Below are 21,575 nucleotides of genomic sequence, written 5' to 3'. Positions count from 1 at the left end.
GAATCCAAATAAGGCCAACTGACACTCACTGGTCAGTTGGCCTTATTATAGCAAATCAAAACGAATCTGTAGGCATATTTGGTTGATAGTGGACATTACCGGCAGATTTAAGCAGACGATTCATGTAAGCCATGCTTAATTCACTATGGGAAAATGCCTGCGCCAACACAAGTGTGACATCCGGATGAAGATCGAACCAACGCAACCCGGCAAACAAGGCGTGGGTCGCACTTTTAATGTCCTGCCCCAACGAATAACCCGGTACCGCCGAGAATTTGGCAAGAATCGGATCAGTCGCCAAAATGCCAAAAGTCTGTCCGGTCTTTTTAGCCCATTCGACTGCTTCGGGAAACTGGCCCGGATCATCGACAACCACCACTTGAGCAGACGGCGCATAGTGCTTGTACTTCATCCCCGGTGCTTTGGGCGCTTCATTTTTGCCAACGTGATGAATCGCTGAATCGATCGGCCCTAAAATTGGCTCCAATTCATCAGGACCAATCGCACCCGGGCGCAGAATTGCTGGTGGCGTGACAGTTAAATCGACAATGGTGGACTCAACACCGACCCGGGTTGGCCCATCATCGAGTACGCCAGCGATTTTGCCTGCCAAATCATGCAGCACGTGATCCGCCGTGGTCGGGCTGGGTTTGCCGGAAGTATTGGCTGACGGACCGACAATCGGGACGCCGGCAGTCGCAATCAGCTTACGTGTTAAGGCGTTATCCGGATTGCGGAAAGCAGCCGTCTGCAAGCCGCCAGTCACCTTCATGGACAAGCGCCCAGGCAAAATATTCAGAATCATCGTCAACGGCCCCGGCCAAAAAGTCGCCATTAGTTTAGCTGCTGCAGGGGTAATCGTCGCATATTGCCCGACCATCGCCGCATCCGCCACCGTCACAATTAGTGGATTATCTGAAGGCCGGCCCTTGGCTGCATAGACTTTGCCCACCGCATCCACATTGGTCGCGTCAGCACCCAGGCCATACACCGTTTCAGTGGGAAAAGCGACCAACTCGCCGCGCTTTAAAGCAGCGGCGGCTTCCGGAATATCAGATTCATGATAACGTTTTGACAAATTTTCCTGCCTCCATATTTTATCTGTTGCTGCGTAACGCCCAAAGAATCGGTTTCGCTCCGAATCCTTATCGGAAAACGCCTAAAATTGCAGCTTGGCCATGCGCGGGTGACCGGCCATATCCTGCCGAAAAGTCACTTGTGCTTGGGGTACCTTTTCCGCGAATAACTTCTGTAGTGACGGTTGTTGCCGGTAACCGAACTCTAAATAAGCGGCTCCATGGTCATTCAGATGAGCCGGCAATGCTGCGACAAACCGTTCAAAAAGTGCTAGCCCATGATGATCGGCAAACAAGGCCAACTTAGGCTCATAACGCAAGGTACTTTGATCCATCACCGGCGTTTCTTCAGGTGCGATATATGGCAAATTAGTGACTACAAAATCAAAACGGCCCGGCAAGTGACTAAATAAGTCACTCGTCACAAATTGCCCCTGCACGTGTTGCGCCTGCGCATTCTGCCTAGCAACTGCCAATGCTGCTTCGGAAACGTCACTTAGCGTCATCGTGATTTGTGGCAGCTGGCGAGCCAAGGTAATACCGATCGCACCGCTACCGGTTCCCAAATCTAAACCGGTTCGCGCCGCGGTCTGCTCTTTTGCGACCCAATCAACCAGCTCTTCTGTTTCAAATCGCGGAATCAACACTGCTGGCGTCACTTTGAACATCGCACCAAAAAACGGCGCCACACCGGTGATATATTGCGCCGGTTCAAATTTTGCTAGCCGGGCGACATCTGCTTGAAATTGCTGCCATGATGCATCGGGCATCACGTCTTGCCGATGCAAAATCAATTGACTTGGGGTCCAGTTTGCCCGGGTCATCATGACATACCGCGCCCCATCAGGATCAACATGGTGTTCCGTCAATAACAAAGACGCCCATTTGAGCGCCTCAGCGTATGTTTTAGACATTAAGCGATTCCATCTTCTGGGCCTGATCGTGAACAATCAAGGCATCGATAATTTCGTCAAGGTCGCCGTTCATGATGCGATCCAACTTATTAAGCGTCAAGCCGATCCGGTGATCCGTAACCCGGTTTTGCGGATAATTGTAAGTGCGGATTCGCTCGGAACGATCACCGGTTCCGATGGCATTTTTACGCGTCTGATCGTACTTTTCCTGATTTTCGGTTTCGTAATAGTCGTAAACCCGCGAGCGCAGAATCTGTAACGCGCGCGCCCGGTTTTCCTGCTGGCTGCGTTCGTCCTGCATCGACACGACAATCCCGGTTGGAATGTGGGTCATCCGCACCGCCGAACTGGTTTTATTGACGTGCTGACCACCGGCACCTGACGAGCGGTAAACGTCTGTCCGAATATCTTTAGGGTCGATTTTTAGATCCACTTCATCATATTCAGGCATGACGCCAACGGTTGCCGTGCTGGTATGAACCCGGCCGGCACTTTCCGTCACAGGCACCCGCTGTACCCGGTGCGCCCCGTTTTCATACTTCAGTTTGGAATAAACATTGTCACCAGTAATCATGACGACGACTTCTTTATAGCCACCCACTTCAGTCGGCGTTGAATCAATGATTTCCGCTTTCCAGCCTTGGCGTTCAGCGTAATGCATGTACATATTCAACAAGTCACCGGCAAAAAGACTGGCCTCATCGCCACCGGCAGCCCCGCGGATTTCCATGATGATGTTTTTGTCATCATTGGGATCCTTAGGCAGCATCAGGACCTTGATCTTATCTTCAAGATCGGCTTTTTGCTTTTGCAGATCGTCAAGGTCTTCTTTAGCTAGCGCTTCCATGTCCTCGTCTTTACTCTCACGAAGCACTTCTTCGCTTTCCTTGATATCGGACAAAACCTGTTTGTACTTTTTGTAGGCAGCCACGACATCCCGCATCCCGCCTTCTTCTTTCGACAAAGCCAGATACCGCTTCGTGTCGCTAATAACCTCAGGGTCCGACATTAACTCTTCTAATTCATCATAACGATCCAAAAGACCGTCCAGTTGTTCAAAAATTTTATCCATTTGTCCTCCTATGAGCGTGAACCGGTGCGGTTAGAAGTCGGAGTGTAAGTGGCCTTGGGCGTGATGGCGGTTTTGGCCATTGCGACCAAGGTCCTTACACGGAGACTTCTGCGCCGGTGAACGCGTTACAGCCGAGCGTGAACCGGTGTGGTTTAAGAGTCTGCGCCACCTACTCACTAATCCTGATGCTCGATCTTGTCTAACGGCGGGTGGAAATAATGATGCCGGCAAACCGGGTAATACGACTCGTTACCGCCAATCAAAACCTGCTCGCCTTCATAAACCGGCTTCCCGTCATGAATCCGCAAGTTCATAATGGCCTTTTTGGCGCAAAACCAGCAAATCGTTTTCATTTCTTCAATTTTATCTGCATACAGCAGCAGGTATTTAGAACCTTCAAATAACTCATTACGAAAGTCATTCTTTAAGCCAAACGCCATGACCGGAATATGCAACTCATCAACAACCCGCGCAGCCTCAAAAATGTGATGCTTTTGTAAAAATTGAGCTTCGTCAATCAGCACGCAGGCCGCGTGCGGATCGGTTTCCTTGATCGTTTCATACAAATCGGTTTCATGCTTAACCGGAATCGCTGTCCTTTCAAAACCAATGCGACTCGCAATCATACCAACGCCGGCTCGATCATCCAAGGCGCTGGTCATCAGAATTACCCGTTTATTTTGTTCTTCATAATTATGCGCGACTTTCAGGATTTCAATACTTTTACCTGAGTTCATCGCACCGTATCGAAAGAAAAGCTGGGCCATGTGCCGCCTCCATCTAAAATCTCACAGCTCACAGTATAACGGATTTTTTTCGCAAAGAACACCGTGACTGCCGGTTTGCTTGTCGTTTATGCTAAAATAGTCCCATTAAGTTGAGAGGAAGAACGCCGTGGCATTTTCAGCAAAAGCCAGTCTGGCAACTGCCATTGGTCGCAGCAGCTACTGGTTCTTACACACATTTTTAAAAGGCGGGTCAAGCCTCCCTGGCAAACTCGCCAATAAAATCGATCCGCGCGTTTTGCAGGCGCTGGGTCGTGACTATGATGTCATCGTGGTGACCGGTACCAATGGGAAAACCCTGACGACGAGCTTGATCGTCAAAGTGCTCAAGCAAAAATATCAGGAAGTTTTGACCAATCCCACCGGCTCGAACATGCTGCAGGGTATCACCACTGCTTTCTTGGCGCAACCTAAACACGGGCATGACCGGGGCATCGCGGTTCTGGAAGTCGACGAGGCTAACGTTGCCCCAGTAGCTGCCCAGTTAAAACCGAAAGCTTTTGTGCTAACCAATATCTTCCGTGACCAGATGGATCGTTATGGTGAGTTCTACACGACCTATCAAAAAATTCTGGACGGCGTCACCCTTGATCCTAAAGCTGTTGTGCTGGCTAACGGGGATGCGCCAATCTTCAGTTCCCGTAAGTTGCCGAATCCGGTTCACTATTACGGCTTTACGTTGACTGATGAAGGTGATCACAAAGCCCCGCCGAATACGGATGGCGTCTTGTGCCCGGTCTGTCAACATATCTTACATTATCACGCCATCACCTATGCCAACCTTGGCAATTATTTCTGCCCCAACTGCGGCTTCAAACGGCCACAACTGAAGTATCAGGTGAACACCGTGACCAAAATGACGCCGCAAAGCAGTGATTTCGTCATTGACGGCCAACCTTGCCACATTGATATCGGCGGTACGTATAACATATACAACGCCTTGGCCGCTTTTGCCGTTGGTCGGACTTTTGGCGTCAGTCCTGAACAAATCAGCCAAGCGTTCGCCTATGACGAGAAAGTTTTCGGCCGGCAGGAAGTCATTCAACTCGGCGACAAAAAATTAACGTTGATTCTGGTGAAAAATCCCGTCGGTTTGAATCAGGTGCTCAGCATGATCGAAACGGCGAAGCAGCCTTTTGGGTTTGCTATGCTGCTGAATGCCAATTATGCAGATGGTATCGATACCAGCTGGATTTGGGATGGTAACTTCGAAGATTTTGTTGCCAGCAAAAAAGCCGCGACATATCTGGTCGGCGGCGAGCGTTACAAAGATATTGCATTGCGGCTCACAGTCGCCGGCGTTCCGGAAGCCAAGCTCATGACTCAACCGGACCTTAGCGACGTCATCACGGAGCTGCAAAAAATGCCGCAGAAGCAACTTTACGTTTTATCAACCTACACCGCAATGTTACAGTTGCGCAAGAAGTTGAGCGAAGGCGGGTACATTAAGGCGGGATTTTAAGTTGAACCTATAAACGCCATCGTTGTAACAAAAAACAGGACCTGACTGTCAAAGGGTCCTGTTTTTTTGCGCTTGACTACGATTGGCCAGTTATTCTTCCTGCGTTCAAGACTCATTCGTCCCTGCGTCCGGCCGGTCCGCCAAAAAGCGTCGCACGAGTTGGTCGCGTTTACCAAGGAACTCACGATTAGGCTGCGGATGGACGCGGTTTGTCAACACGATCAGTGCCAGTTGACTTTGCGGCTGAATGAGCCAGAAAGTACCGGTATAGCCCGTATGGTACAGCCACAGCCGTCCCTGGCCATCATGCCGAAGATCCCAGCCAAGACTGCGACCGAGCTGATGGGCCGTCCAGTCACGGGTTAGCTGCTGGGCATGATCGGGCCACGCCGACGCCTGCTTTTGCCCAAAGAAGTATTGCGTGAACATCTCCAAGTCGGCCAAGCTCGCAAACAAGCCGGCCGCACCGCTATGCTGACCGAGGATGGCACTTTTGGGATCGTGCACGACCCCGCGCCGCAAGCCGGCAACCGGATCGTAAGTCGTTGGCACACATTGTTCCGGATCCGGTTGAAACGTTGCTTTGGGCAAACCGAGCGGACGCAGAACCTGTTGCGTGATAAGTGTTTGAATCGGTTGGTGATAGATCTGTTCTAGAGCCCAACCGACCAACAACAAATTCACATCCCGATAAACGACTTTAGCATCGACTTCATCTGTGACGGCCAATTGCGTCATGAGGGCGCGTTTCAACGCTGGCGCCGGCAAGTCATCCCGATGCGGAATATACCCTTCCAACCCAGACGTATGCGTCAATGCCTGCCGAAATGTGGTGGCATGCGGAAACGCCGGCAAAAACCGTTTCAACGGCATCTCCGGCGCAACCAGTTTCTGATCCCAAGCCTGTAAAAAGACGGTGGTGGTGCCGATAACCTTCGTCAGGGACGCGACATCATAAAGCATCCCCGGCCGCAACGGTGCTGGCGTGGGTTGCCACTGCGCATCGCCGTCCACTCGGCTTTGCACATCTTTTCCCGTCATAAGCGCCACACTAAATCCAGGTATGATGCGTCCGGCCACCCACGCCTGCAACTCCGCAGTGATCGCTTGAAAATCCATTCTGGCCTTCTTCCCGACGCCGAGTCACAACCATACTACGCCACGCGGAACCACAGCGTGAGCCGATTGGGACCGGCAATCATCAAAAATTGATTCTCATGATGATAATCGTAGTCCGTTAGCCCGGCTGCATCAAGGTTCATCAAGATATTCTCCATCGCCATTTTGTCTGGCAAAATAAAACTCACATAATCCAACCCGTACATATCAGGCGTCGGCAATAATAACGTCGCTTCTAGCCGCAAATTAATACCAATGTGGTGACGATAATCACCTGCAGCCAAAAAGACTTCGCCGGTATTGGGGCTAGGCTTTTCCCGAAAACCGAGTCCGTCTTCCAGATAGTGACTGGTACTGGCCAAGTCCGCCACCCGAAACTGAACGTAACCAATGGTCGTCCCGGAAGGCAACCGATCATAATCCCGCGCCGCATGTTTACCGATTTCAGCCGGATCAATGGCTTCTTCGGTTTCATCTTCCCAGTTGTACTGTCGTTCCTCTTGATACTGCTCAATCGCGCGATCAATCGTAAACGCAACGCCATTGCCTTCCGGATCCTTAGCCAAAAAGCCTTGCTGATAACCGGTTTGAAAAGCCTTCGTTACTGGCTGATCCTGCTTCACGATCCGATACGCTGCACCCAGCGCCCCCGGATTTGGCAGCAAAATCGCAAAATGATCCAATCCCGTTACTGGTTTCTGCGGTGAGAGTCCCTTAATTTGATGTAAAACGACTAAAACCTGTTGATTAAGCCGGGTTCCCAAATAAATCGTATCGCCATTTTGACGCAACAAATCCAATCGGGCGACCTGCTGATACCATTGGCTCTCCTTGGCCAAATTAGCAACTTTAAGTGCAATAAAATCCACACGCGTTTCTTCTGGCAATGCAATCCCTGCCATGTTCATCCGCTCCTTGTCTGTTTAAGCACCGATTGAGTTCCAGCTTCCCAATTCGGCCTGTTGCCAACAGCATAATGAGTCAGGTCATTTTTTGCCAACAAAAAGCTTGTGATTTGAAACAACGGTGGTTTCCTTGCTGGTTACGACTCGTAAATTCGCTTGCCAAGTCTTGTTATTTTTCTTACAGTTATAGATGGTGGGGTTGCGCGAAAAAGCGGTGAAGAAACGGGCTCACGCTCCACTTTAACGCGTTCACCGGCGCAGAAGCCTGCGCGTAGGGACCTTGGTCGCATTGGTCAAAGACCTACCATCACGCCCAAGGCCACTTACACTCCGGCTCCTACCCACGCCGGTTCACGCTCAGGAGGTTTGTTTTACATGAAAATATTAGGTATATACGGTGGACAGGATGCCAACGGGCTGACGGCAAGTTTGGTTAAAGCCGTCTTATCGAGCGTGACTGCGCCTGCCACCACTGAATTTGTTGATTTAAATCAATACCAGATTCGGCCGGACGTTTCTGATCAGGCCAACCCGACACTGGACGAACTTGAAGCCAAGCTAAAAAGCGCCGATGTGTGGGTTTTAGGCACCCCAACCTACTTCGGTACGGTCGCCGGTCAGTTCAAGCAACTGCTCGACTGCATGCGTCACCGGATGACACGCATGACCAAAGAAGGCGATACGCTGCCCGGCATTTTCAAGGATAAGCATTATGTCAGTGTGACCAGCTGTTTTGCCACTGCTTTGGACAACACGTTTACGCATCAAACCGACGCTACTTTGGTGGCGATTGACAAGGCAATGACGGCGGCTGGTGTCCATAAGATTGCCGAATTGGTACTCCCGCATACTTGGGGCATGACGACCTTACCGGAAGCCAAAATCAATCAGGCGCACGCACTGGGCACGAAACTCGCGACTTTTAAAAAGAAGGATGATGAGACTTTGAAACGTTACATATTATTGTTTGGCATGATTGCGATCATGGCCTTGGCCACCATGGGCATTCAGCAAGTTTTACCGGGAGTGGCGACTAATTTCTGGTGGCGCTATGTCAGTTTTGTCGTGATCTTCTTCGTCCTACTCGCTTGTTTGCTGCATTATGCGACCTTCATGCGTCACAAGCGGCGTTAATCAGCACAGCCACGATTATGTACAAAAATAACCTCAGGGAGATCATGTTCGTCTCTCTGAGGCTATTTTTTAATCGCATCCAGTTAAATTTTAGCTTGCAACACAACCACGACTTCCATTGAAACTAAATCGCAACATTGCCACTGAATTGGCTGTTGTACAAGTCCGCATAGAAGCCATTCTTCGCCATCAATTCGTCGTGGTTGCCGGTTTCAACAATCGAGCCGTGATTCATCACGATGATATTGTCGGCGTCACGAATGGTCGATAGCCGGTGGGCAACAACGAAACTGGTTCGGTCGGTCAGCAAGCGATTCATCGCGTGTTGAATATGAATTTCGGTTCGCGTATCGACAGAACTCGTCGCCTCGTCCAAAATCAGAATTTCCGGATCTGCGACAAATGCCCGGGCAATCGTCAGCAACTGCCGCTGCCCTTGGGAAATGTTGGAGGCTTCTTCATTCAGAATCGTATTGTACCCATCCGGCAACTGGCGCACAAAATTATCAACATGCGCTGCTTTGGCTGCGACAAGCACTTCATCATCTGTGGCATCTTCGCGGCCGTATTTCAGATTATCCCAAATCGTGCCGGTAAACAGCCAGGTATCCTGAAGCACCATCGCAAAATGTGACCGAACATCTTCCCGTTTCATGTCACGGGTATCCGTCCCATTCAGCCGGATTGAACCGCCGCTGATATCGTAGAAGCGCTCCAATAGGTTGATAATCGTCGTTTTCCCGGCACCGGTTGGCCCGACAATCGCCACCATCTGCCCAGGCTTCACTTGCAGATTATAATCCTTCAATAGCAGCGTATCCGGCGTATAGCCAAACTGGACATGATCCATGACCAATTTGTTCGGATCATTCGGCACTGCCGGCACACCGGACGGATTGTCCTGCATATCTTCTTCGTCCAACACGGCGAAAATCCGTTCTGCACTGGCAATGGTCGACTGAATCGTATTCGCCAAATTAGCCAGTTGTGAGATTGGCTGGGAGAACTGTTGCATATATTGCAAGAAGGCTTGAACATTCCCCAAGGTGATGGTCCCGTTGGAAACTTCAATTCCGCCCATGATCGCCACAAAAACGTAACCAATGTTATTAAGGAAAATCATCAAAGGCATGATGATGCCGGAAACAAACTGAGCCTTCCATGCTGCGTCGTAAAACGCCTGGTTTTGGCCTTCAAAGTCCCGAACCTCATCATCTTCGCGGTTGAAACTTTTAATAATGACTTGGCCGCCGTAAGTTTCTTCAACTTGGTTGTTCAATAACCCCAGTGCCTTCTGCTGAGCAGCAAAGAAGCGCTGTGATTTCGGAGCAACGATGCCGACAACAATTAACCCAAGCGGAATCGTCACCAGTGCGATCAAGGTCAGTTTCCAGGAAATGGTGAGCATCATCCAGATGGTTCCGACAAACATGACGGCACTCGTGACCATCTGTGTGAGACTCTGTTGCAAGGTCGATGCGATATTATCCATATCGTTGATCGCTCGTGACATAATGTCCCCATTGCTGTGGGTATCATAATACTTGATCGGAACGGTTTTCATCTTGTATTTCAGATCTTTTCGCAGCTGATAAACGGTGTTCTGCGAAATTCGCGTCATGATGAACTGCTGCAAGAAGCTGAATAAGGCGCTGCCCAGATAAAGAATCAACACGATCAGAATAATGTGCTTGATCTTGTCAAAATCGATCGGGTAACTGCCGACCGCTATCCCGGCTTTTTGCTCCGCCTGGCCCTTCATGACACCTTTAAAGATTTCGGTCGTTGCTTCACCTAAAATCTTCGGCGTACGAATCTGAAAAACCGTTGAGGCAATGGCTAGGACCAGCACGGCGATAATACCGATCAGCCGGTTACGCATATACCCAAATAGCCGCCCGGTCGTTTTCCAGAAATTTTTCGGCTTTTCAACGAGACCGGCTCGACCACCTGGCCTCATTCGTGGACCGGATGATGGCCGCTTGGTTGCGGATTTTTGATTGTCTGCCATTATTTCTCGTCTCCTTCCCGAATCTGTGACTTGATAATTTCCTGATAAGTTGGGTTGGAGGCTTTCAACTCAGCGTGGGTGCCTCTACCGACCATTTTGCCTTCGTCCAAGACAACAATCTTGTCCGCATCGGCGACCGTGGAAACCCGCTGGCCAACAATCACAACGACTTTGGTTTGAATTTTCTTGTCGGCTTTCAAAGCTGCTCGTAAATTGGCATCGGTTTTGAAATCCAAAGCTGAAAATGAATCATCAAAGACATAGATCGACGCATCCTTCACCAAAGCACGCGCGATGGCCAAACGTTGACGCTGGCCACCGGAGAAGTTACCGCCGCCTTGTTCCACCTGGTAATCCAGACCTTCAGGATTGCTTTCGATGAAATCGCGGGCTTGGGCAATATCTAATGCGTGCCAAATATCATCATCTGTCGCGTTTTCATTCCCGTATTTCATGTTGTCACGAACGGTTCCGGTAAACAGATTGGCTTTTTGCGGTACAAACGCGACTGCTTCATGCAGCTTCTTCAAGTCGACGTTTTTAACATCTTCGCCATCGACTCGGACCGCCCCCTTTTCAGCATCGTAAAAGCGCGGGATGAGGTTAACCATCGTGGTTTTACCGCTCCCGGTACCGCCGATAATCGCCATCGTCTGGCCGCCTTTAACATGAACGTCGATATCGCGTAACGCCGGTTCTTCAGCGTGATGATAGCGAAATTGGACGTGGTCAAATGCCAAGTCAGGGTTAGCGGTATCCAAGGTTTTCGGTGATGCCGGTGTGGTGATCCGACTTTCTTGGGCCAAAACGTCATTCAGACGGGCTGCTGAAGCCTGCGCCCGGGGAATGAAAACAAAAATCATGGACAGCATCATGAAGCTCATCAAGATCTGCATCGCATAAGTCATAAATGCAATCAGGTTCCCGGTTTCCAGTGCTTGCTGGGCGATTAAATTACCACCCCACCAAGTAATCCCGATATTCGTACCGCTCATAATCAACGTCATCACAGGGAAAACCGCCGCAATAATCGAGAAGACTTTGACCGCATTATGCGTATAGTCCTGGTTGACGCCTTCAAACCGATTTTGTTCAAAATCATCCTGCCGAAAAGCCCGAATAACCCGCACACCGGTGAGTCCTTCCCGGAACACCAGGTTGATGTTATCGGTTTTCTTCTGCATCGCCTTAAACAATGGCACCGCAAAATACATGATGATCAGCAAGAAAAACGCCAGCAATGGTAAGCTGATCAGGAAAACCATGGTCAGGGTGTGACTCTTTTGGTAGGCAAGGAAACTAGCACCAATTAACATAATCGGCGCCATAATCATCATCCGCAAGATCATCATCCAAACGTTTTGGATCTGTGTCACGTCATTGGTCGTTCGCGTAATCAGTGAGCTCGTCCCAACCTTATCCATTTCATCATGGGAATAGTTAATGACTTTGCGATAAATGTCCGACCGTAACTTTTGGCCCAGCTTTTGCGATGTGCGCGACGCCAAAAAAACGTTCCCCACACTAGCGAGAATGCTGAGTAAAGCAAACAAAATCATTTTCATACCGGTTGCCCAGATGTAATCAATATCACCTTTGGCAACCCCGTTGTTAACGATATCGGCCGTCAGATTCGGCAAATATAAATTGCTCATCACCTGAACAATCATGAACAAAATAGCGCCAATAACGGCTATGCCAGACATGCGCTTTTTTGCAAGTTTAAGCATAATTTCCTCCTAACAGATGCTTTTCGGACCCATACAGGCAGTCCGGTGTTGTGCGCGGCCTAATGATGTTTCTTATCACGGGCAACGCCAAATTGCAACCAGTCAAGAAGCTGATCGCTGCGTCGTTTGAGTTCAGCGACCGTAATCGGCTTACCTTCAGCCTGGTTTGAATAATAATAGGCGATCGTCTGCATGAACATACCGACAATCTGACGAATCAGTAAACTGACCTCATCATCTGTCTGAATACGAAGCCGACTGCGATCAATGCTAGTCAATAAGAAATCATGGATTTCTTGATGACCATGATGCGGCTTTAGAAACGGCGCCTTAGATCCGGCCATTTTGGCGGCGCTATGAAAATCCATGTGTAAAAAAACGTTCCGATACAAAGCCGCATGCGGCCCATGTGCCAGTGCCGTGATGGTTTTGCCGAAAAATTCCGACATGGCAGGAAACAGATCGCCGTGATGCTTCGTCATGACCTGTTGCAAAGTCAAAACGGTCCGTTGCCGCACGGTTTCCAATAAATAAAAATACAGATCCGCCTTGTCATCGAAATATTGATAGTAACTACCGCGCGGAATGCCGGCATGCTTAATAATATTACTAATACTGGTTTCATTAAATGGGGCGCGGGCAAATTCTTGATACGCCGCGTCCATTAACCGCTGTTGTTTTGCTTCCGGCAAGCGGAAGAATGTTGCTTTCGGCATGGCGACCCCCTTTCTGCTCCGAGTTTCTCAGCCCGACTAACTGTGACTCGGTTGTGACAATCCGTCATATGACAAGGTGTCATTATAGACGCTGTTCTTTAAAAAAGCAATCAAAAAACGGTAACTTCAGTCAGAGGTCTGAAGTTACCGTTTCGCCTTGCTTTTTCAATCGCACCGTGTTCAAAAATCGTCCACGACACTCACCGTCATTTTGTCCCATGCTTGGCCGCATCATCGTCGGCTTTCGGCTCATCATGACGCAAGGCCAAAATGTCCTGTTCCCGCGTCAGATTCACGCCGCGGACGCGCATTTTCTGATTCACAATATCAATTCGCGTCACGCTGGTATTTTTCAACAAGCTGAATGGCAGCTGATCAGGTGCCAGCTGATAAATCAAAGCACTTAAAAGCAAGCCGTGCGAGACAACCAAAATATCGCTGTCATCCGGGCTCTGCTCATCCACCTGCTCAAAGGCTTGGCGGGCGCGCGCTAACAAATCAGGAAAATCTTCCGCTTGATGAGTTGGATCGGCGTTGCGAATGGACCGGACTAATCCCGGAAAACGGCTTGATCCGACCCAAGCCCGCCACGCCGTTGTCAGCCCATACCGACGAATCGTCCGTGCCATAATGGCATTGCCTGGATCACCTTCTAACCCGCCGAAATAATATTCGCGCAAGGCAGACAACGCCACTAACGGCGGCTTAGGTTCATGCCCGGCAAGAATCCGTTTGGCCGTTTCCAACGTCCGCGTTCGATCACTCGAAAAGGCTTTGGCAAACGGCACCGGTTGCAATAACTCACCCAACCGATCGGCTGCATCTCGCCCTTTTGCAGTCAAATTGGCATTCGTAATCCCTTGCAATAGCCGCGCCGCGTTCATCGGCGTTTCACCATGTCTGACTAAATATAGCCTTTTGGTCATTTTTCGATACTCCTATAAATTGCCCACTGTTCTCTCAAGACAATTCGCCGCCAAATATTTCGCCAGTTTGAAAATAGACCGGCTCACGTGCTATCTTCATCCATGGTATCATGAAATCCGTAAGCATCTTTGAATGGAGGCCTTTTTTTGATTGACGCAGCCATCATGATCCTGGCATATGCCCACGACCATCCGCAAAGCTATCACGTCCGCCAAGTCCCGTATCAAAATGTCACCAGCATTTTACTCGACGACCGCGTGATCTTTCCTAGTCAACAACTCTTCTTCCCGCCGAATCGGTTACGGGTCATCCGGTTGCCGGAACACTTTTCCTTCAATAACCCAGAGCTTAGCGCTTGGCTATTGAGTCTACTACCTGAACTAGGCGAAGACGTTGAAACCCCGTCTACTAACCAGATGTGGATGACCACCAGCCATCTGACAAAGGCTAAGCGCCTGCTGATCGAGGTATCATTTGAATAGCGCCGTCAAAGCCGTCTTTACCCGCGGATTACGCGCGGTGTTGATGGCTTTCTTCTTATTCATCGCCAGGGCGTTTCTAACCTGGCCATGGTTAGCGTTTATGATTGCGGCTTTTTTAATCTATGCCTGCATTTGCTTTGCTTATGCCGGCTTTTTGGCGTGGACACAGCGGCTTTGAGGGTTCTTCCAGCATCGTCATAACGCACTCACCGGCTCCTAACAGCGTTGGCAGGAGCATAAACGTGCCGCAATCATCCCACATTTTCCTGAAATAAATTCTTGCTTGCGGTAAACGAAAAAAACAGAAACCTTTTTATCAAGGCTTCTGTTCTTATCGATAGGCTATCGTCGTATCTAGGATTGGGTAGATAGGGATCGAACCTATGATTATGGATTCAGAGTCCACTGCGTTACCACTTCGCTACTACCCAGTAACTTAACAACGAATAATATCTTAAAAAAGATTTGCGCGGTTGTCAACGACTTTTTTTACGGAGGTGCAAAAAAATTGATTCTGTCGTAAACTGTTACCAATACTTAAGAAGTGAGGCGCAAGAATGAAAATTGAATCTGCATGCACTTCGATTCTGGTTGGTAAGAAGGCCAGCATCGACGGTTCAACGATGATCGCTCGTAACGATGACACCTTTAGTCCCTTGACACCGCAACGTTTCTATATGCACGCTGGATGGAAAGGCGAAAAATCATTACACGTCAAGTCACCGCTTAATGGGTTTGAAGCAGACTTGCCGGAAAATGGTTATCGCTATAATGCCGTTCCCAATGTCGAAAACGATAAGCTCGGCGATTACGAAGAAAGTGGCATCAACGAGCGCAATGTCGCCATGTCCGCAACCGAAAGTACTTACGGTAATGAACGGGCATTGGGCTTTGATCCACTTGTCAAAGATGGTCTTGATGAAGATCTGATCGTCAACATGGTGCTGCCATTCATCGAATCCGCGCGCCATGGCGTTGAATACCTCGGCCAGCTGATCAAACAATACGGTTCGCCCGCAGGTAATTCTGTCCTGTTCTCTGACAAAGACAGTGTCTGGTACATGGAAATCGTCACCGGCCATCACTGGGTCGCTCAGCGTATTCCTGACGATGCCTATGCTATTGCGGCCAATCAAGTTGCCATTCAGCAGGTTGACTTCGAAGACACCGACAATTTTGCCTGGAGCGAAGGCATTCAGGAATTTGTTGAAGACCATCATCTCAATACCGACAAAGAAGGCTGGAACTTCCGCCACATTTTCGGCACAATGAATGAAAAAGATCGCCACTATAACACGCCGCGGGTTTGGTACGGTCACAAGCTGCTCAATCCGGAAATCGCGGCAGATCCTGAATCAGCTGACTTACCGTTTATCATGCGGACCGACCATCTGATCACTCGTGAAGATATTGCCCAGATTCTTGGCAGTCATTACAACGAGACGCCTTTTGATCCTTATGGCCACGGTGCGGATGCCGACCGCTTCCGCTATCGTCCGATCGGCTTAAATCGCACCCAAAATTCCCACATCTTGCAACTACGCAGTGACGTTCAGGAAGGCTTGGCGGCGATCATGTGGCTGGCAATCGGCATGCCGACCTTCAGTCCATATGTACCGTTTTACTGCAACGCCAATGACACGGATCCCAGCTATTCGAAAACGCCGAAAGCCTTCGATCTCGACGCTGACTCCGCGTACTGGCTGCATCGCCTGCTCGATGTCCTGGTAGAAGCGCATTATACCCAGTTCATTCAGGCTGATCGCGATTATCTGACAGCTCTCAATCGCGATTATCGCGAAATGCTTCAATCCTTTGACGAAGGCGCCAAAGAGCTTGGTGCCAAGGAATTAACGCAGTATCTAACCGAGGCCAACTACAAAATTGTTGCCCATACCAAGGCAGCGACTAAGGCTTTAATTAACGATTATGTCATGGAAAGCCTGAAGTTATCGAAGCTCACCTTCAACATGGACAAGAATCTTTAGTCACGTTTGTTAAGCAAAATAGGTACCACTCATTCAATTATTTTTGAATCTGTCAATTAGAAAACATCCTTGCTATTTTATGCGCGAGGATGTTTTTTTATCGTTTTACATTGGCTATTTCCTCTGCCCGCGAAAAAACGCCACTCTTCGTAAAGCCGTAATTGACCTCATGCCAAGGCTTGACGTACCATGAGATTATTGCGTTATTGTCAAATCAGGCAGTGGCCATAACTGATCATATAAGGAGGCAATGTTGATGGCGCACGAAATCAGGTTACGCTGGCTGCTTACAGGAGCACTGTTAAGTAGCATCGGGATGAGCTTCATCTGGCCACTAACCAGTATTTATCTACATAATCGTCTCGATATCTCGTTAACGGTCATCGGGATTGTCTTGTTACTGAACTCTCTGGGTAGCGTCATCGGCAGCATTGTTGGCGGACGGCTGTACGATCAAGGGGATCCATACCGGTTAACCCTGTTCGGCGTCGGTCTAACCGGACTTGTACTCATTGGCCTGACTTTTTGGCACGGGTGGCCTGCCTATTGCATTTGGCTAACCTTACTCGGTATCGGATCCGGTTGGAACATTACCATGGTCAACTCACTGGGAACCAGTTTACGCTCAAAAGATGGTCGCTACGTTTTTACCATGTTATATTTCGCCCAAAATGTTGGCGTTGTGATCGGAACGGCGCTGGTCGGTTTTGTCTATGATATCAGCGTAACCTTACTGTTCTTAATCGCTGTCATTTTATATTCATTATTCTTCACAGTCGTGCTCACAAAGTTTCGGCCAGCTGCAAAAATAACCCAATCCCAGCCAAAAGAAGTTACCACAACAGCAGAGAAGCCATCTTTACCAGCCGCAAACAAATTGATGCTGATGACTTTCTTCTTTGCACTACTGGTTTTTTGGCTGATGTACCAGCAATGGTCCTCAAACTTATCGGTGTACATGACAAGTCTCGGCATTCCACTGCGCAATTACAGCTTCTTATGGACGCTCAACGCCGCTTTAATCGTGGTCATTCAACTCTTCTTGAATTGGTTCAATGAACACGTGAATGGGATTCGCATTATCTACCAAATTCTGTTTGGCCTGGTGATGGTCGCCATATCCTTCCTCATCCTCATCACTGCGCGAACATATAGCTTCTTCGTCATCGCCATGATCGCGCTAACCACCGGTGAAGCCACCGCTTCCCCTGCTATCCCCGCCTTGGTCAATGATCTGACGCCCCGCGCCATCAAGGGCCGCTATCAAGGCTTCGTGAATTCCTGGGGATCTGTTGGCCGTGCACTCGGACCGCTTTTTGGCGGCCTTGTCATCGACTGGCTCAGCTACCGTAGTCTCTTCATCATCGCCGCAGCCGGTGTCTTCACCTTAGTCACTATTCTCCTCTCTATCTGGCTAAAAACTCGCCACGACTTGGTTCGCTATCAGTAAGGTTCTAATTTTCAGTATCGACTACAAAAAAGCCCCCATCCGCACCATTGACAGTTAAGTTCATGCCAACGACGGATGGGGTTTTATTATGCGGCTTTGTTTGTCGCTTTTAAATTATGAATGGCTTGTTCAATCGTTCGACCAGTTCCAAAATGATTCTGGTCATGCGCATCAATCGCCACAAACAACTGGTTTTTAGTATCGAGTTGAATTCGATATTGCATGATGCCGTCGCCTCCATTTTCAATCGTTTGGTTCTGCGTGATATGCAAGAACCCTACATTGTTTATGTTAAAACAGTTGTCAAGGGGTAGAGAGTTGTCGAAAAAAGTCAAAAATTCGTGCCATCAATCACTGTCTTTCACCATGCTAGTTAGTCAAAGTAGATTAACGTCAGCAATAGTCGCGAGGTCAATTCCAGATAATTGCTACCAAGTTTTACGATCGTCAACATACACTGGTGATTTTCTTACCCGCATCCGCACTCGTCTCTTTAAAAATTTAAGATATCAATTTGTACAAATAGAGCATTTTTCATCGATTTTGTTTAATCTGCCATTTTCACTGATCGTCAAGCTTTTTTTCTGTCAATTAGCTCTCGAACTGCTGTTTGATATCACGCGTCAGCTATTTTCCGCAAATTTTCGAGAACCAAAGTGCTTTTATTTTTTACCAAAGCAATGTAAAATTTTTCTGGATACACTAATCATAAATTGGGAGAGTAAATATTGAAAAAAATTACAGAAGCAACAATCGAACAAATAGCTAAAGTACTTGGAAGGGAATTAACAGGTTCTGAAATAACATCAATGCTCGAAAATCTTTCTCTCTACGATTTTGACAATGATCGCCGAGTATCAAACCCAAATTTAACGAATACCACAAAATGGCGTCGTATCAATGAATCAATTATCGCAAAAATCCATGATGTATATGGCAATCACGCTCCGCTTTGGAATGTTATCCAATACGTCGCCAACCCCGCACGATACATAAAGCAACCAGGTCAGTGGCGAAATCTCCGCCAGTCAATTAACGAAATACTAATCTTTAATGGTTATGAGTTAGGTGATGATGGTCTTATAAACCAAGTCATTGCAGCAAACACTATGACCGAAGCGCTAGAACGGACTCAATCATTATCAAATAGATTGGCCCCATTAAAGCTTGACAAAAGAGTGATGATGTTCTGCCGTGAAGAACTTTTAAGAGAGGATTATTTCCATGCAATCTTTGAAGCAAGCAAAGGATTAATGTCCCGAATTCAATCTCTTTCTGGTCTTCAGCTAGATGGCACCCGCCTCATCGAAAAATCGTTTTCTCTCCGAGCCCCAATTCTTTTTCTTCGTAACAATCGACTTCAAACCGCTGATGAACGGGACATGTACTTTGCAATTTCAGCCTTATTGAAAACAATCGTGTACATGTATAGAAATCCTCAAGCGCACCATCCGAAACTCTATGATGAAAAGAATATCGATGATGCCGTTTCTGCCTTTGTCATGATCTCTAAAGCTCACCGCATCTTAGACAATGTAATGGACGTTCGAGGGTGGGACGAGTAATATAATAGTTCAGATCCGACCTTTGGCCCCAAAACAAAACCCTCAAAGCGCCGTTATAAAGGCATTTTGAGGGTTTTGTTTTATCTGTTTGATTCTATTTCTCACCCGTACGGGATTCGAACCCGTGTTTCCGCGCTGAGAACGCGGCGTCTTAACCCCTTGACCAACGGGCAATGTGTGGCGCTTTATCGTACCCAAACTATTCTACAGGAAACCTTGGAAAAGTCAACTGTATTTTGGCCAGTACAAAGCCATGTATTTTGGCCAGTACAAAGCCATTTGTCGACCAGCACAAAGCCATCCGTAGCCTGGTACATCGTTCGCGCCGCATCTTCAAATAAATGGCATCACTCGCAACTAATACAATTTCTTTTGGGCTGTTTGATACGCTTTAAAGGCACCAATCGTCATGTCCCGATCATGCTGACTCAATGTAAGCATCTTCCCTTTCAGGCCATCGTTAATGAAGTCATAGATGGCCGCGTCCCGAAATCCGATCGTTGCAGCGTCATCCGCCGTGTTGCCATAATAAACCTGTTTGATGTTGGCCCAGATGATCGCACTAAGGCACATCGGGCAAGGCATGGCCGAAGTATAAAGCTCGCAACCGGACAGATCATGAGTTCCCAGCGCTTGCCCAGCTTTTCTGATGGCAGTAATTTCACCGTGTGCAGTCGGATCATGGTCGACCAAAACCTGATTATGAGCGCGACTCACGATCTTCCCATCCTTGACGATGACGCACCCAAAAGGACCGCCATCTGATCCATTAACATTGGCACGCGCCTCTTCATTGGCAATTTCCATAAACGATTTTTGATACATATATCTTGTTTCCCCCATGACAAACTAAGTAGAGTGGACACCTGTTAGTTGGCTCTATTTTAAAAGTCTCTCAGCTAGCAATCCATGAAAATAGCGATCATTCTTGAATCTGATTAACCAGATCCGCGACAACAGCATGTGCCAGCTGACTGGTCGCAGGTGATACCGGATTCTTGCTGTCTGGATCGGCGACAGCCTGTACGAAGGCTTGAACCATTGAAGCGAAGCCACGTGTCTCCAGCATTGGCTGCCAATTCGGCGCAAATGTTTGTGACGCACCGCCACGTCCATAAACAACCAGCTGATCTAAATTCTGCACTCTTTGGATGCCACTCGGAGACGCAACTTGCGCTTCTTCAAGGTTGGTGCCGGCCTGCAAATCAATACCGGCCTCACCACGAATGCCAGGCGCGGTGAAGGTCACGCTTGCCTGTTGAAGTTGACCATCTGAAGTTGTATGCACCGCATATCGCGTGTTGGGTTTTTCAGGATAACCCGCCAACATTAGCGCTGTGTCCACTGGATGAATGAAGAGATCCCACAAGGCATGTTTTGTGTCATCAAGTGCGTCAATTCTGTTCTTGTCGACGCGCACACCGGTTTTATCTGCTACTTGAGCCAGATCCTGAATCATCGGGGCAAACCGACGATTAAACCCGACCGTCAACATCACGTGTTGGGATTCGGCCAAGTCATAAAGTTCATTAACCTGTCCCATGTCAGTTGCCAACGGCTTATCGACAAAAACATGAATACCCTTTTCCAAAAAATGTTTGACATATTGATAGTGAGTTTCTGTTGGCGTATGAATCATGACGGCATCAAGCTGCTTTGCGTCTAACGCTTCCAGCGAATTCCCCGCCGCAGCCAGCCCATATTGCTTTGACAGTTGTTGTAATTTATCTTCATCGCGGGTGCTTAACAGCCACTGCACTTGATCTTGCATTTGTGCATAAACCGGTAAATATGCTTTTTGGGCAATTGAGCCCAAGCCCATGACACCAATCGTTAACATAACTTCACCTGTTCTTTCATTGATATGGATACTCTCACACTAGCACAGGCCTCTCCAAGGGTAAAGATAAGCATTTATTAGGATTTTTATATTGGCTATCTTCTAAGTTTTCTGTATAACCCTCATAATGTCTTTAGACTTTTTAATCATACAGCTCTGAAATACGATTGTCCGCGCGAAAGTCAGCATGTAGAAGCCTCTGTCGCAATGGTCGAGCTCTCCTCCAGACCGACTTATAACCGCGCTCAGTCACGCACTCTGTTCCGGGCAAACTTGAAAATTTTTAATATTTGGCTTACGGTTATTATGTAAACTAAATTAAACATTAGGTCTTCGCAGAATCTTTTCATTAAACGGGTACTGCTGCTGTAAAAACAACAGTGGCACCAGGCCTCTTTT

At 48.3% G+C, this 21,575-nt stretch carries 20 protein-coding genes and 2 tRNA genes; 7 read left to right on the top strand and 15 right to left on the bottom strand.

The features are described 5' to 3' along the window. Window positions 1–55: 55 nt before the first annotated feature. From LACSTY_RS05795 to LACSTY_RS05780, 4 genes are all read right to left on the bottom strand, one after another. Window positions 56–1,078, bottom strand: coding sequence for an L-threonylcarbamoyladenylate synthase (locus LACSTY_RS05795; protein WP_087911995.1), 1,023 nt, complete (start codon window positions 1,076–1,078; stop codon window positions 56–58). A gap of 81 nt (window positions 1,079–1,159) precedes the next feature. Continuing rightward, the gene (gene prmC, locus LACSTY_RS05790; protein ID WP_087911994.1) at window positions 1,160–1,990 is read right to left on the bottom strand and encodes a peptide chain release factor N(5)-glutamine methyltransferase; all 831 of its coding nucleotides are present in this window, start codon (window positions 1,988–1,990) and stop codon (window positions 1,160–1,162) included. Then, entirely contained in the window at window positions 1,983–3,062 is a 1,080-nt protein-coding gene (gene prfA / locus LACSTY_RS05785; RefSeq protein WP_047105956.1) for a peptide chain release factor 1, read from the bottom strand. The genes prmC and prfA overlap by 8 nt, the downstream gene beginning before the upstream one ends. Before the next feature lie 176 nt (window positions 3,063–3,238). Then, window positions 3,239–3,829 carry a thymidine kinase gene (locus LACSTY_RS05780; RefSeq protein WP_049169604.1) on the bottom strand — a complete coding sequence of 197 codons (591 nt, stop codon included), beginning with the start codon at window positions 3,827–3,829 and terminating at the stop codon, window positions 3,239–3,241. Window positions 3,830–3,956: 127 nt separating this feature from the next. Between LACSTY_RS05780 and LACSTY_RS05775 the strand changes: the two genes are divergently transcribed. Further along, the gene (locus LACSTY_RS05775; RefSeq protein WP_087911993.1) at window positions 3,957–5,309 is read left to right on the top strand and encodes a Mur ligase family protein; all 1,353 of its coding nucleotides are present in this window, start codon (window positions 3,957–3,959) and stop codon (window positions 5,307–5,309) included. A 105-nt stretch (window positions 5,310–5,414) separates the two neighbouring features. Here the strand turns inward: LACSTY_RS05775 and LACSTY_RS05770 are convergent, their stop codons facing one another. Beyond that, entirely contained in the window at window positions 5,415–6,428 is a 1,014-nt protein-coding gene (locus LACSTY_RS05770) for a serine hydrolase domain-containing protein (protein ID WP_087911992.1), read from the bottom strand. Window positions 6,429–6,463: 35 nt separating this feature from the next. Next, entirely contained in the window at window positions 6,464–7,330 is an 867-nt protein-coding gene (locus tag LACSTY_RS05765; protein ID WP_087911991.1) for a VOC family protein, read from the bottom strand. A 378-nt stretch (window positions 7,331–7,708) separates the two neighbouring features. On the opposite strand from LACSTY_RS05765, the gene LACSTY_RS05760 reads away from it, so the two are divergent. Next, complete coding sequence (locus LACSTY_RS05760) at window positions 7,709–8,467, top strand: flavodoxin family protein (protein ID WP_087913245.1); 759 nt, start codon at window positions 7,709–7,711, stop codon at window positions 8,465–8,467. A 124-nt stretch (window positions 8,468–8,591) separates the two neighbouring features. Here the strand turns inward: LACSTY_RS05760 and LACSTY_RS05755 are convergent, their stop codons facing one another. The 4 genes from LACSTY_RS05755 to LACSTY_RS05740 all read right to left on the bottom strand — a co-directional run bounded on the left by LACSTY_RS05755 (window position 8,592) and on the right by LACSTY_RS05740 (window position 13,850). Continuing rightward, complete coding sequence (locus LACSTY_RS05755; RefSeq protein WP_087911990.1) at window positions 8,592–10,478, bottom strand: ABC transporter ATP-binding protein; 1,887 nt, start codon at window positions 10,476–10,478, stop codon at window positions 8,592–8,594. After that, window positions 10,478–12,208 (bottom strand): ABC transporter ATP-binding protein, encoded by a 1,731-nt coding sequence (locus tag LACSTY_RS05750; RefSeq protein ID WP_087911989.1) that lies wholly within the window; start codon window positions 12,206–12,208, stop codon window positions 10,478–10,480. Before LACSTY_RS05750 ends, LACSTY_RS05755 begins: the two co-directional genes overlap by 1 nt. Before the next feature lie 59 nt (window positions 12,209–12,267). After that, entirely contained in the window at window positions 12,268–12,924 is a 657-nt protein-coding gene (locus LACSTY_RS05745) for a TetR/AcrR family transcriptional regulator (RefSeq protein ID WP_025012648.1), read from the bottom strand. Between the two features lie 206 nt (window positions 12,925–13,130). Continuing rightward, window positions 13,131–13,850 (bottom strand): histidine phosphatase family protein, encoded by a 720-nt coding sequence (locus LACSTY_RS05740; protein WP_087911988.1) that lies wholly within the window; start codon window positions 13,848–13,850, stop codon window positions 13,131–13,133. A gap of 147 nt (window positions 13,851–13,997) precedes the next feature. Between LACSTY_RS05740 and LACSTY_RS05735 the strand changes: the two genes are divergently transcribed. Both LACSTY_RS05735 and LACSTY_RS05730 read left to right on the top strand, forming a co-directional pair. After that, the gene (locus LACSTY_RS05735; RefSeq protein WP_087911987.1) at window positions 13,998–14,333 is read left to right on the top strand and encodes a hypothetical protein; all 336 of its coding nucleotides are present in this window, start codon (window positions 13,998–14,000) and stop codon (window positions 14,331–14,333) included. After that, on the top strand, window positions 14,326–14,511 hold the full coding sequence (locus LACSTY_RS05730; protein WP_010488926.1) for a hypothetical protein: 186 nt from the start codon (window positions 14,326–14,328) through the stop codon (window positions 14,509–14,511). The genes LACSTY_RS05735 and LACSTY_RS05730 overlap by 8 nt, the downstream gene beginning before the upstream one ends. A gap of 182 nt (window positions 14,512–14,693) precedes the next feature. On the opposite strand, the gene LACSTY_RS05725 is transcribed toward LACSTY_RS05730, so the two are convergent. Further along, window positions 14,694–14,764 (bottom strand) — tRNA-Gln (locus LACSTY_RS05725). 126 nt (window positions 14,765–14,890) lie between these two features. On the opposite strand from LACSTY_RS05725, the gene LACSTY_RS05720 reads away from it, so the two are divergent. Beyond that, window positions 14,891–16,321: a C69 family dipeptidase gene (locus tag LACSTY_RS05720; protein ID WP_087911986.1), complete on the top strand. Its 1,431-nt coding sequence runs from the start codon at window positions 14,891–14,893 to the stop codon at window positions 16,319–16,321. Window positions 16,322–16,577: 256 nt separating this feature from the next. Then, window positions 16,578–17,771, top strand: a complete 1,194-nt coding sequence (locus tag LACSTY_RS05715) for an MDR family MFS transporter (protein WP_151466853.1) — start codon at window positions 16,578–16,580, stop codon at window positions 17,769–17,771. Window positions 17,772–17,857: 86 nt separating this feature from the next. Here the strand turns inward: LACSTY_RS05715 and LACSTY_RS05710 are convergent, their stop codons facing one another. Further along, window positions 17,858–17,995: a hypothetical protein gene (locus tag LACSTY_RS05710; protein ID WP_010488931.1), complete on the bottom strand. Its 138-nt coding sequence runs from the start codon at window positions 17,993–17,995 to the stop codon at window positions 17,858–17,860. A gap of 504 nt (window positions 17,996–18,499) precedes the next feature. Between LACSTY_RS05710 and LACSTY_RS05705 the strand changes: the two genes are divergently transcribed. Next, window positions 18,500–19,336 (top strand): TIGR02391 family protein, encoded by an 837-nt coding sequence (locus LACSTY_RS05705; protein ID WP_087911984.1) that lies wholly within the window; start codon window positions 18,500–18,502, stop codon window positions 19,334–19,336. 101 nt (window positions 19,337–19,437) lie between these two features. On the opposite strand, the gene LACSTY_RS05700 is transcribed toward LACSTY_RS05705, so the two are convergent. The 3 genes from LACSTY_RS05700 to LACSTY_RS05690 form a co-directional block, all read right to left on the bottom strand. Continuing rightward, window positions 19,438–19,509: transfer RNA gene (locus LACSTY_RS05700), tRNA-Glu, on the bottom strand. A 184-nt stretch (window positions 19,510–19,693) separates the two neighbouring features. Then, window positions 19,694–20,161, bottom strand: coding sequence for a nucleoside deaminase (locus LACSTY_RS05695; RefSeq protein ID WP_087911983.1), 468 nt, complete (start codon window positions 20,159–20,161; stop codon window positions 19,694–19,696). Window positions 20,162–20,258: 97 nt separating this feature from the next. After that, on the bottom strand, window positions 20,259–21,176 hold the full coding sequence (locus LACSTY_RS05690; protein WP_087911982.1) for a Gfo/Idh/MocA family protein: 918 nt from the start codon (window positions 21,174–21,176) through the stop codon (window positions 20,259–20,261). Between the last annotated feature and the right edge of the window lie 399 nt (window positions 21,177–21,575).

Source organism: Lacticaseibacillus styriensis (assembly GCF_030770295.1).
GTDB classification, from domain to species: domain Bacteria; phylum Bacillota; class Bacilli; order Lactobacillales; family Lactobacillaceae; genus Lacticaseibacillus; species Lacticaseibacillus casei.
Note: the sequence above shows the minus strand (reverse complement) of the source record. Positions and strands in the feature narration are given on the sequence as shown.